At 56.0% G+C, this 11,770-nt stretch carries 11 protein-coding genes and 2 pseudogenes; 10 read left to right on the top strand and 3 right to left on the bottom strand.

The features are described from left to right. Nucleotides 1–3 precede the first annotated feature (3 nt). Both G6L01_RS24245 and G6L01_RS24240 read left to right on the top strand, forming a co-directional pair. On the top strand, nt 4–699 hold the full coding sequence (locus tag G6L01_RS24245) for a sulfotransferase family protein (RefSeq protein ID WP_070165922.1): 696 nt from the start codon (nt 4–6) through the stop codon (nt 697–699). Between the two features lie 21 nt (nt 700–720). Then, nucleotides 721–1,644 (top strand): sulfotransferase domain-containing protein, encoded by a 924-nt coding sequence (locus tag G6L01_RS24240; RefSeq protein WP_070165920.1) that lies wholly within the window; start codon nt 721–723, stop codon nt 1,642–1,644. 58 nt (nt 1,645–1,702) lie between these two features. On the opposite strand, the gene G6L01_RS24235 is transcribed toward G6L01_RS24240, so the two are convergent. Together G6L01_RS24235 and G6L01_RS24230 are read right to left on the bottom strand one after the other, a co-directional pair. Further along, complete coding sequence (locus tag G6L01_RS24235) at nt 1,703–2,617, bottom strand: phytanoyl-CoA dioxygenase family protein (RefSeq protein WP_070165918.1); 915 nt, start codon at nt 2,615–2,617, stop codon at nt 1,703–1,705. Between the two features lie 145 nt (nt 2,618–2,762). Then, nucleotides 2,763–2,906 (bottom strand): annotated as a pseudogene (locus G6L01_RS24230) (IS5/IS1182 family transposase); the annotation flags it as partial. Between the two features lie 533 nt (nt 2,907–3,439). On the opposite strand from G6L01_RS24230, the gene G6L01_RS24225 reads away from it, so the two are divergent. The 3 genes from G6L01_RS24225 (at nt 3,440) to G6L01_RS24215 (ending at nt 5,754) form a co-directional block, all read left to right on the top strand. Next, nucleotides 3,440–4,213 (top strand): amino acid ABC transporter substrate-binding protein, encoded by a 774-nt coding sequence (locus G6L01_RS24225; protein WP_070148360.1) that lies wholly within the window; start codon nt 3,440–3,442, stop codon nt 4,211–4,213. Between the two features lie 102 nt (nt 4,214–4,315). Further along, nucleotides 4,316–4,996 carry an amino acid ABC transporter permease gene (locus G6L01_RS24220; RefSeq protein WP_070166159.1) on the top strand — a complete coding sequence of 227 codons (681 nt, stop codon included), beginning with the start codon at nt 4,316–4,318 and terminating at the stop codon, nt 4,994–4,996. Continuing rightward, a complete protein-coding gene (locus G6L01_RS24215; RefSeq protein WP_070165914.1) occupies nt 4,993–5,754 on the top strand; it encodes an amino acid ABC transporter ATP-binding protein in 762 nt (253 codons plus the stop codon). Before G6L01_RS24220 ends, G6L01_RS24215 begins: the two co-directional genes overlap by 4 nt. 407 nt (nt 5,755–6,161) lie before the next feature. On the opposite strand, the pseudogene G6L01_RS24210 reads toward G6L01_RS24215, so the two are convergent. Next, nucleotides 6,162–6,865, bottom strand: a pseudogene (locus G6L01_RS24210) (IS6 family transposase). A 127-nt stretch (nt 6,866–6,992) separates the two neighbouring features. Here G6L01_RS24210 and traI point away from each other — a divergent pair. Genes traI through G6L01_RS24185 form a run of 5 tightly spaced genes read left to right on the top strand, consistent with a single transcriptional unit; the run spans nt 6,993 to nt 11,764 of the window. After that, a complete protein-coding gene (gene traI, locus G6L01_RS24205; RefSeq protein ID WP_070165912.1) occupies nt 6,993–7,631 on the top strand; it encodes an acyl-homoserine-lactone synthase in 639 nt (212 codons plus the stop codon). Next, a complete protein-coding gene (gene trbB, locus G6L01_RS24200) occupies nt 7,628–8,599 on the top strand; it encodes a P-type conjugative transfer ATPase TrbB (protein WP_070165910.1) in 972 nt (323 codons plus the stop codon). Before traI ends, trbB begins: the two co-directional genes overlap by 4 nt. Beyond that, nucleotides 8,589–8,993 (top strand): conjugal transfer pilin TrbC, encoded by a 405-nt coding sequence (gene trbC, locus G6L01_RS24195; protein WP_070165908.1) that lies wholly within the window; start codon nt 8,589–8,591, stop codon nt 8,991–8,993. The genes trbB and trbC overlap by 11 nt, the downstream gene beginning before the upstream one ends. Continuing rightward, nucleotides 8,986–9,285 carry a conjugal transfer protein TrbD gene (locus tag G6L01_RS24190; RefSeq protein WP_070165906.1) on the top strand — a complete coding sequence of 100 codons (300 nt, stop codon included), beginning with the start codon at nt 8,986–8,988 and terminating at the stop codon, nt 9,283–9,285. The genes trbC and G6L01_RS24190 overlap by 8 nt, the downstream gene beginning before the upstream one ends. A gap of 10 nt (nt 9,286–9,295) precedes the next feature. Then, nucleotides 9,296–11,764 carry a conjugal transfer protein TrbE gene (locus G6L01_RS24185; RefSeq protein ID WP_070165904.1) on the top strand — a complete coding sequence of 823 codons (2,469 nt, stop codon included), beginning with the start codon at nt 9,296–9,298 and terminating at the stop codon, nt 11,762–11,764. Nucleotides 11,765–11,770: the final 6 nt, after the last annotated feature.

The raw sequence follows: 11,770 nt of genomic DNA, 5'->3' as shown, positions 1-11,770 counted from the left end.
GTTATGAGCCTTTGTGTTATTGGTGCCGGATTAGGTCGAACAGGGACTTTATCCCTCAAGCTCGCTCTAGAGCATTTGGGGATAGCGCCCTGCTATCACGCCATGGAAATCGCCGCGACGGTTCGGACCTCCCTGCCACTTTGGAACGACGCTATCGGTGGAACGGCCGATTGGGACCGTATCTTCGAAGGATATCGTGCAACTGTCGATTACCCAAGTTGCCTGTTCTGGCGCGAATTGATGGAGCATTATCCGCAGGCGAAAGTCATTCTGACCAGGCGAGACCCGGATGGCTGGTTCGAATCCGTCAGTGAAACAATCTTTCCAGCCAAACGGAAAGGGATGTTATTGGGCAACGATGGCCTTGCCCTCAGCGACTTTTTGCGCAGGGATTTCGGCGACAATATAAGCGACCGGACGTTCATGACCAACTATTTCCGTCGGTGGAATCAGTCCGTTATCGATGAAGTTCCCGCCGATCGCTTGCTCGTGTTGGACGCAGGTGAGGGATGGGATCCGCTTTGCGCGTTTCTGGGCGTTGCATGCCCTGAGGTGGCTTATCCTTGGCTCCATGCGCGGCCTAAGAAATCCCGCTGGAACCTGTTCCAGAGGCGGTCGATGCCTGAACAAAAGCCAGAAGAGCTTGAAGACAATACGCGCGATTACCTGGACGGCTTACATCAAACGACATTTCGTTAAGACGTGGTTTCGGAGGACGTCATGGATGCGAACGATCACCCTTTGAAGAAGCGGGATTTTGCCAACCGCTATTTTGATGCCAGCATCTGGAACGACATAAAATATCGTGATGGAGATATCGTTGTCGCAAGCTATGCCAAAGCAGGAACGACACTGGTTCAACAGATTATTGCGCAACTCATTTTTGATCAGGATAACGATGTGGACGTGGCAACTATTTCGCCTTGGATTGATTCAGTTTATCCCGACAAACAGGTTAAACTGGGCCTGATCGAGGCGCAAACCCATCGGCGGTTTCTAAAAACACATTTGCCCATGGATGCGCTGATCCTTTCGGAGAAGGCGAAATATATCTACGTCGGGCGAGATGGCCGAGATATCGTCTGGAGCCTTTTCGATCACCAAAATGCGGCCCGCCAAGATGCGCAACTGCTGCTAGACAAGGAAGCGGGGCGTTCTGGGCGGCTGCGGGTGGCGACACCGCCGCAGTCGTCAATCACCGATTTTTTCGATGCCTGGCTCGATAAAGATGGTTTTCCGTTCTGGCCGTTCTGGGAAAATCTACGATCCTGGTGGTTGGCGCGGATTCTCCCGAATGTCCTGTTTGTGCACTATGCCGACCTCATCACGGATATGGGCGAACAAATCCTTAGGATCGCTGCCTTTTTAGAGGTCCCATTGTCGCTTGATCGGCTACCGCGCATTTTGCACAACTGTAGCCTCGGACATATGAGGAACAATGCCCGTCGCTATGTTCCTCATGGAGCAGGCCTGTGGAAAGACGATGGCAAGTTGTTCTTCAATAAGGGGCAAAACGGGCGATGGATCGATACGCTGACGACGGAGGCTAGCGCAAGGTTTGAACAGCATGCCATGGCAGAACTTGGCGTCGATTGCGCCAAATGGATGATGTCCGGATATGCGGGCCTAGGCAAAACGAGCTAAGATCTTGGTTTTTGAATTTACGCATTCAAGACCGCCCGAAGCGGTTAGTGGACGCGCTTTAGCCGGCTGATGCGCTCTCACCGATCCGGGAAGCCTTTGGCTCGACATAGCCCAGAGATCCCTTATATCCCGCATACCCTAGGAGATGTCGCTCATCGCTGGACAAGGCCTCGAATATTTCGGGCAGAATATTAGCCGGAAAATTCTCGTATTGCCTGATAAAGGGCAGTACATAGGATGACGCCAAAGCATATCGGGTAACCCCTGGTGCGGTATGCGCTCCCGCGCCGTGCCATACGCGACCGTCGAGAATAAGGGCGCTGCCTGGCTGACCCTCTACCGCTATTGTATCCATCGGCGGGGCTGGAATGTCCATGGTGCGGAAGGGGTAATCCGGGGCGGTATTGGGGCTGCGCGACCAAGGCGGACGCGGCCAAAGGTGCGAGCCCGGAATCACCCGCGTGGCACCGTTAGCTTCTGTGAAATCGCTGACCATCACCAAGATGTTGGCAACGTAAGCCTTCGACGGATCAAGCGGCAACTGGTCCTGATCGGTGTGCAATTTCTGGGCTGGCCTGCCATGGTTGGTAATCTGGGCCGCAAGCCCTGAGAGGTTGAATTCCCGCCCCCCAAACATGTGCCGCACGCACGTGACAAGGCTGGGGTTATGAGCGATTTCGCGAAACACCTTCCCCTTGTTGTAAAGCATCATCAGGATCTGCCTGGGCACTAGGTGTCGATCGATTGTTCGTGCCACCTCCTGCGATAGTGGCTTGTCATCCGCATCATGCAAAAGCGCTACTCCGGCGGCGCATTCCGCATCCGCCTGTTCGACCAGTCGCTGGCGAAGAGCCTCCAGTCCAGAACCCGTCACCAAATCGGCCAGGATCGCATAGCCGAACTGATCAAGGTCTGCTTTCGCTTGAGAAACGTCACGCGTTGCGACGGGCAAACTGCCAGATGTGAAATTCATTGCACCTCTCCCGGGAACGCATGACGCGGTTTCAACCTAATTAAGCAAACTTATTATTAAATAAAATGAATTTACAAAAAAACTGAGATAACTTAATCGCCCGGTTAGCGATGTTCAAGTGAATTGCGCGTCGCGGGAAGTCGCCGGCTTGGCGCTGAGCGGATTTCGGACTTCCCCAGGCAAGCATTCGGTTCAGGATGGTGACGCCGATCGCGGCCTCTGTCTGTTGAGCAAGTAATGATCGAGCGCGCAAACGCAGTCCAATGACACCCTTGTATCGACCCATCGCGGCGCCCCGAGGCAAAAGAACGATACTGTCCCATGCTGGACGCAGCAGCCATGGCCACATAATTCAAGCCAACGGCCTCCGGCAAAACTGGGACGATGTACAGGCACAACGCGTTGTTGTTGCCCGCGCTCTTGTCGCAAGTCCAGAAGCGCTGCTGTTAGAGGAGCAGTTTTCGGCAATCCACGCCATGACAAGAAGCCGCCTTCAACACCATCTCTTCGACATTGGGCAGGCAACCATGGCGATTGTGCCCCATGATCTTGACGAGGCGATCAAACTTGTCGATCGGGGCATCCGCGGCCTTGCAGAGTTTCCAAGGAAATCCGCATAGAACTACCGATACATCGGGAACATGGCATACACGATCTCATTCCTACCAACAAAGATTGAAGGGTGCTTGCGCCATCCCATGGCATTTGCGCGAAAATGAGAAAAATATTTGCAATTGCTTATTTTCCGCGCAGTTTTATACTCCGATTTTCGGTGTGATTTCTGCGATTGTCTGACATCACTAATAAGGACGCATCACCGATATGAAACTGCTCAAATCTATTGCCACCGTAGCGTTGCTGCAGGCTGTTCTGCTCATGCCCGCCCATGCTGGTGAAAATCTCGCGACGATCAAGTCCGCTGGCGTTTTCAAGATCGGTACCGAGGGTACGTATGCGCCCTTCACCTATCACAACGAGGGCGGCAAGCTGGTTGGTTTTGACGTGGAGATCGGAGAAGCGATCGCTGCCAAACTCGGCGTCAAAGCCGAATTCATTGAGGGAAAATGGGACGGATTGATCGCCGGTCTCGATGCAAAACGATATGACGCTGTAATCAATCAAGTTGGCATCACCGAGACGCGCAAACAGAAATATGATTTTTCGGACCCCTATATCGCCTCGAAAGCTGTTCTGATCGTCCGCAGTGATGACAACAGTATCAAGGACTTTGCTGATCTGAAGGGCAAGAAATCGGCGCAATCCCTGAGCAGCAATTTCGGAAAGCTGGCTGAAAAGTCGGGTGCGGAACTGGTTGGTACCGATGGGTTTGATCAGTCCATTCAACTCGTGCTGACGCGTCGTGCCGATGCCACGATCAATGACAGCCTGTCCTTCCTGGATTTCAAAAAGCACAAACCGGATGCGCCGGTAAAGATCGCCGCAGAGCAGAGCGATGCCGATTATTCCGGCGTGATCATTCGCAAGCAAGAGCCCGAATTGCTGACCGCTATCAACAAGGCGCTGGCTGACATCAAAGCCGATGGCACTTATCAGAAAATTTCTGAGAAGTATTTCGGTCAAGACGTTTCCAAATAACGTTTTGAAGAAAGCTGGATATCGTTCAAACCGCCCTATATTGATGTGAAAAGCGCCCGGCGGGATTGTCTGCCGGGCGCATCTCTTTTGAGGAAGATGTCTTTGCCGCACTGGCTTCAATTGATGGTGGATTCGCTTGTCCCTCTTCTGTGGGCAGGGTTGCTGTTTACCATTCCGCTAACGATACTTTCCTTCACGTTCGGCTTGACACTTGGGCTTGTTACGGCCATCGGCCGGCTGTTCGGAGGGAAACCGGTGGCGGCGATTGCCCGCTTTTATGTTTGGGTCATTCGTGGCACCCCTCTGCTTGTCCAGCTTTTTGTAATTTTCTACGGCTTGCCAAGCATTGGTATTTTGCTGGATGCGTTTCCAGCGGCGCTCATCGGCTTCACGCTGAACATAGGGGCCTATAGTTCTGAAATCATTCGCGCTGTCATCTCCTCCGTGCCGAAAGGACAATGGGAAGCGGCCTATTCGATTGGTATGAGCTGGCGTCAAGCCATGCTGCGCACGATCCTGCCGCAGGCAACCCGCGTCGCTGTGCCGCCGCTGTCCAATACATTCATTTCGCTTGTGAAGGACACATCGCTCGCCGCGGCTATCACCGTGCCGGAGCTGTTTCAGGCTGCCCAACGCATTGTCGCCACCACCTATGAACCACTGATCCTCTATATCGAAGCAGCATTGATCTATCTTGCCCTGTGCTCTGTGCTCTCGACAGTGCAGGTGCGATTGGAGCGTCGCTTTGCCCGCTATGGCGGTATGATGGAGTCCAACGCATGATCGAGCTCTCCAATATCGAAAAGCGTTTCGGTGAGGCTGTTATCCTGAATGATATCAACCTGCGTATCCCGGAAGGAAATGTTACGGCGCTAGTCGGACCGTCCGGAGGTGGCAAAAGCACGTTGCTGCGCTGCATCAATTTGCTGGAAATCCCGACAATCGGCACCGTTAAAATCGGTGAAGCAAGTCTGACATTTGCACCCGGACAAAAAAACGGTTGGCAATCCATTCAGAAAATTCGCCGCCAGACCGGAATGGTTTTTCAAAATTTTCAATTGTTTCCGCATCAAACAGCCATCGAAAATGTGATGGAAGGCTTGGTCACCGTGCTGAAATGGCCAAAGGAAAAAGCGCGTCAGCGCGCCATTGAGCTACTGAACAAAGTGGGTATGGCCCACAAAGCCGATGTCTGGCCATCCACTTTGTCTGGTGGCCAGCAGCAACGCATTGCCATTGCCAGAGCCCTAGCACCGTCGCCGCGTGTTTTGTTGTGTGACGAGCCAACATCGGCACTGGATCCGGAACTTGCGGCAGAGGTTGTGGATGTGTTGAGCCGATTGGCCGGGGAGGGGACCACCATGGTCATTGCCACGCATGATCTCCGGCTTGCCTCAAAGATCGCCAACGATGTTGTTTTCCTTGAAGCAGGTCGTGTCGTTGAAACCGGCAGTGCGAAAAATATCTTCACGGTCCCGCAACAGGACCGCACAAAGCGTTTCATCTCCACGATCAATGCCGCACATAGCTACGACATATAGAGCATCGTGCCGATTCGTATTTTCTGTACGATGCTCTCAGTGTTTCAGGGGCGCCTGTTGATTTATGAGGCCCGGTCGACGGCTTGCCAACGCAGTCGGGGACTGACGCGATCAAGACGCTGAGGTGTATGCGAATCCATCCATTTCATTGCCGAATTCAATTAATCCATAAAAACAATATATTATTGTTCTTGAGGAATGAAATTGTGCAAAAGCCTATTTTTTTGCAGTACAAAAAATGGTTTTATCGCCTTCGCGTCCCGAAGATCACTCTGTCATTGCTGGCTGTATCGGAGCGATGACTTCTTCCATCAAGGGACGACAACAATGACAAAAATATTCGGAAACACACCCTCCGGTTATGTCACGTTGTTTGACTGAAGCCGGCGAAGGACTTGCAGTTGAACTCAGGCATCTGCACCTGTCACAGCCTTCCACTGCGCCATTGCGCGGATACTATGAATGTGAGTGGCGAGGGCGGTGTGCTTCTGGTGGGGCGGGACGAAGTGATTTCTGATTGCCGAAAAGACCTCGATGAATCGTTGCAATCCACCGGCGGATCGGAAGCCTTGCATCATCCGTTCTCGCTTTCGCAGCGGCAGGTGTGAATTCTCCGCACGATTGTTCAAGCGTTTATGCGAGCGATGTTCAACGGTAGGCATGACGTCTCGCTTCGCCGCTCCATATGAGCGCAGCTTGTCGGTGATAATCCTCTTTGGTGCGAGGCCCTGCTTCTTCAGCAGTCTAATCAACAACCGCTTGTCTGCCTTTGTATCACGGCGGATCTGGACGATCTCGTCGAGAACATAGCCGTCCTGGTCTACGGCTCGCGAAAGCCAGTGCTTCTGGCCATCTATGGAATTACCACCTCGTCGAGGTACCAGATGTCCTTTCGCGACGGCTTCTTTCTGCACAACTGCTTTGCGTAGGCAGCACCGAACTTACGGCTCCATCGCCGGACCGTTTCGTAGGAGACAATAATGCCGCGTTCCAGAAGCATTTCCTCGACCAGACGCAGGCTCAGAGGAAACCGGAAATAAAGCCACACGGCGTGGGCAATGATCGGCGGTGGAAAACGATGGCTCTTGTAGCTGATGATCGACGGGTTCATCGCGCCGGCTTAGCTATCAACCGTTAAGCCACTAGCAACGTGACATCACCCTCTGCAGATCTGCAGATAGCCATCAGTCGCCTGAGATGGTTTTTCTCCCGCAAGACCACATCATGCGGAGATAGAGATGCAGATTCTAACCGTTTCACCTGATCGATACGTCAATCATTCGAATCTCCTGAAACAGATGCACTGCTTGCGTGCCGCAGTCTTCCGCGATCGTCTCGAATGGGACGTCACGACTACTGAGGCAGGAGAACGGGACGAGTACGACGATTTCGGCCCGACTTACATACTCGCGATCACCAGTGATGAGAGGGTCGTCGGCTGCGCTCGGCTGCTTCCGGCAATAGGCCCGACCATGCTGGAACTCACATTCCCGCAACTGCTGGCAACCGGTTCCCTCAACGCATCCGCAAATATGGTCGAGAGCTCGCGCTTCTGCGTCGATACGACTCTGCCCGCCGGCAGGGGAGGGGGCCAACTTCATTCCGCGACGCTTACCATGTTTTCAGGCATCATCGAATGGTCGATGGAAAACGGCTATGACGAGATCGTCACGGCAACCGACCTCCGTTTTGAGCGCATCTTGAACCGAGCCGGATGGCCAATGAAGCGGCTTGGCGATCCCGTGGCAGTCGGCAACACTGTCGCTGTTGCAGGAACGTTGCCAGCCGATCAAGCAAGTTTCCACCGAGTATGCCCGTCAGACTACCGCTCGATCATCGCCGAATATCGCGGCCTTCAGATCAGGAGCGCTGCGTGACCCAACTTCGCTCCCATCCACGGTTGGTTCGCAAACTGCAGGACACCCTAGGCGACCAACTCTGCGTTGCGCTTGATGACGCGACAGTGGTCGAAATCATGCTCAATCCCGATGGCCGGCTATTCATCGAACGGCTGGGGCACGGCGTTACAGCTGCCGGCGCGATGAGCTCTACCGCGGCCGAAGTCGTCATCGGCAGCGTCGCCCACGCGCTCCAGTCGGAGGCCGACAATGAGCGACCAATCATCTCCGGCGAACTGCCAATCGGCGGACACCGCTTCGAGGGCCTGTTGCCTCCGATCGTATCAAGTCCAGCATTCACCATCCGCAGGCGCGCTTCGCGTCTCATCCCACTGACGGACTACGTGAAGTTGAAGGTGATGACCGAGGCGCAGGCGTCAGCCATTCGCAGCGCGATCGATGCACGGATGAACATCGTCATTTCAGGGGGCACGGGATCGGGAAAGACAACTCTCGCCAATGCCATTATCGCCGAGGTCGTAGCCGCTGCCCCGGACGATCGGATGGTCATTCTCGAAGACACCGCAGAGATTCAATGCACGGCAGAGAATGCAGTCTCGTTGCACACGAGCGATACAATCGACATGGCGCGCCTGCTCAAGAGCACGATGCGCCTTCGTCCCGACCGCATTATTGTCGGTGAGGTCCGCGATGGTGCAGCCCTGACGCTGCTCAAGGCCTGGAACACGGGACATCCGGGCGGCGTCACGACAATCCATTCCAACACGGCGATGTCAGCCCTGCGCCGACTGGAGCAACTGACGGCGGAAGCCAGCCAACAGCCGATGCAGGAGGTGATCGGTGAAGCCGTCGATCTCGTCGTCTCAATTGAGCGAACGGGAAAGGGGAGGCGGGTCCGCGAGGTCATCCACATCGAGGGATACCGCAACGGCCGCTACCAGACCGAGTATTATGCCCAGATCGATGAGGACAGCCATGTCGCGTAAAATCTCCATTCTTCTCGTTGGCGCAGCGCTTGCCGCCGTTTCTGTCGGCTATGCTGACTTCGCACTCGCCTCTTCGGGCGGCGGTAGTCTGCCGTGGGAATCGCCGCTGGAGCAAATCCAGCAATCGATCACTGGACCCGTCGCCGGTTTTATCGCGTTGGCGGCGGTCGCCATTGCCGGTGCGATGCTGATCTTCGGCGGCGAATTGAATGATTTCGCGAGGCGGCTTTGCTACGTCGCGCTGGTTGGGGGGGTACTTCTCGGAGCTACCCAGATTGTCGCTCTCTTCGGCGCGACCGGTGCCTCGATCGGCGAGGCTCATTCGCAGGCTGGGCGCAGCATGACCGAGCCCTCGATGACGGCGGCCACTGTGGGGGAGGGGGCCCATGGCTGAGGCTGGTTCCTCTCTCGCACGCTCGCGGGTACACCGGGCGCTGTCGCGACCGAATCTCCTGATGGGGGCCGATCGCGAACTGGTTCTGCTGACGGCGCTTGCGGCGGTCATACTGATCTTCGTCGTGCTGACCTGGTACGCGGCTCTGTTCGGCATCGCGATTTGGCTGGTGGCTGTCGCGGCACTCCGCATGATGGCCAAAGCCGATCCACTGATGCGCAGGATCTACCTCCGGCATATTTCCTACAAGACCTTTTACCGCGCGACGTCGTCGCCTTGGCGAGCATACTGAGGTCTTTGCAATGGTTGCCCTCAAATCCTTCCGTCATTCCGGGCCGTCCTTCGCCGATCTCGTGCCCTATGCCGGCCTTGTCGATAACGGTGTCATTCTGCTGAAGGACGGTTCGCTGATGGCCGGCTGGTATTTTGCGGGGCCGGATAGCGAGAGCTCGACCGACGCTGAACGCAACGAGGTATCACGACAGATCAACGCCATCCTATCGCGGCTCGGCTCGGGATGGATGATCCAGGTCGAGGCCGTGCGCGTCCCGACTGGAGACTATCCAAGCGATGCAGAGTCTCATTTTCCCGATCCTGTCACGCGCGCCATCGACGACGAGCGGCGGGCGCATTTCCAGAAGGAGAGGGGGCATTTCGAGAGCCGCCATGCTTTGATCCTGACGTGGCGGCCGCCGGAGCCCCGGCGTTCCGGCCTGACACGGTATGTCTATTCGGATGCGGCGAGCCGTTCTGCGACCTATGCCGACACGATGTTGCAAAGCTTCCTGACCTCGATCCGTGAAGTCGAGCAATATCTTGCCAATGTCCTGTCGATCCGTCGGATGATGACGCGAGAGATTTCAGAGCGCGGTGGGTTCCGTATCGCCCGATACGACGAACTCTTCCAGTTCATCCGTTTCTGCATCACTGGCGAGAACCATCCGGTGCGCCTGCCTGATATCCCGATGTATCTCGATTGGCTGGTGACGGCCGAGCTGCAGCATGGCCTGACACCGCTCGTGGAAAACCGCTTTCTCGGCGTGGTGGCGATCGACGGCCTACCGGCCGAAAGCTGGCCTGGAATCCTCAACACGCTGGACCTGATGCCGCTGACCTATCGCTGGTCGTCTCGCTTCATCTTTCTCGACGCGGAGGAAGCGAGGGCGCGGCTTGAGCGCACCCGCAAGAAGTGGCAGCAGAAGGTGCGACCGTTCTTCGACCAGCTCTTCCAGACACAAAGCCGCTCGGTCGATCAGGACGCCATGCTGATGGTGGCAGAAACCGAGGACGCCATCGCCGAAGCGTCCTCGCAGCTCGTCGCCTATGGCTACTACACACCGGTCATCGTCATCTTTGAAGAAGACCAAACTCGCCTCCAGGAAAAGTGCGAGGCGATCCGCCGCTTGATCCAGGCCGAAGGGTTTGGCGCCCGGATCGAAACCTTAAACGCCACGGATGCTTTTCTCGGCAGCCTGCCCGGCGTCACTTACGCCAATATCCGCGAGCCGCTGGTCAACACCCGCAATCTCGCCGATCTTATCCCCTTGAACTCCGTCTGGTCCGGAAGTCCGACCGCGCCTTGCCCGTTCTATTCGCCTGCCTCGCCACCCCTGATGCAGGTTGCGTCCGGTTCGACGCCATTCCGGCTGAACCTGCACGTCGATGATGTCGGCCATACGCTGATCTTCGGTCCGACTGGCTCCGGCAAATCAACGCTGCTGGCGCTGATCGCCGCGCAGTTCCGGCGTTATGCCGATGCCCAGCTATTCGCCTTCGACAAGGGCGGCTCAATGCTTCCCCTAGCGTTGGGCGTCGACGGCGATCACTATCAGATCGGCGGCGATATCGGTCCGTCGGTAAATGGTGAGGTGAAAGCGCTCGCCTTCTGCCCGCTCGCCGAACTGTCCAGCGACGGTGACCGTGCCTGGGCCGCCGAATGGATCGAGATGCTGGTGGCGCTACAGGGTGTGACGATCACCCCGGATTATCGCAACGCCATCTCCCGGCAGATCGCACTGATGGCGGATTCGCGTGGCCGCTCGCTCTCAGATTTTGTCTCAGGCGTGCAGATGCGTGAGATCAAGGACGCGCTCCATCACTACACCGTTGACGGCCCGATGGGCCAGTTGCTCGATGCCGAAGAGGACGGTCTGGCGCTTGGCGCTTTCCAATGCTTCGAGATCGAGGAGCTGATGAACATGGGCGAGCGCAATCTCGTCCCCGTTCTCACCTACCTGTTTCGGCGCATCGAGAACCGCCTGACCGGCTCTCCTAGCCTGATCATCCTCGACGAAGCCTGGCTGATGCTCGGTCATCCAGTGTTTCGCGACAAGATTCGGGAATGGCTGAAGGTGTTGCGAAAGGCCAATTGCGCCGTCGTACTTGCCACCCAGTCGATTTCGGATGCCGAGCGATCCGGGATCATCGATGTCTTGAAGGAGAGCTGCCCGACAAAGATCTGCCTACCGAACGGAGCGGCGCGTGAACCGGGCACCCGCGAGTTCTATGAGCGCATCGGTTTTAACGAGCGGCAGATCGAAATCGTCGCAACCGCTATTCCCAAGCGCGAATATTACGTTGTCTCACCAGAGGGTCGCCGTCTTTTTAACATGGCGCTCGGTCCGGTCGCACTCTCCTTCGTCGGAGCGACGGGTAAGGAAGACCTGAAGCAAATTCGCACCCTGCATTCCGAACAGGGGGCCTCCTGGCCTCTCCACTGGCTCCAGCAAAGGGGGATCGCACATGTCGAAACACTCTTTCCGACCTCTTGAGACTGC

The sequence above is a fragment of the Agrobacterium vitis genome (genome assembly GCF_013337045.2).
GTDB classification, from domain to species: Bacteria; Pseudomonadota; Alphaproteobacteria; order Rhizobiales; family Rhizobiaceae; genus Allorhizobium; species Allorhizobium vitis_B.
This window is presented reverse-complemented; position numbering and strand designations above follow the sequence as displayed.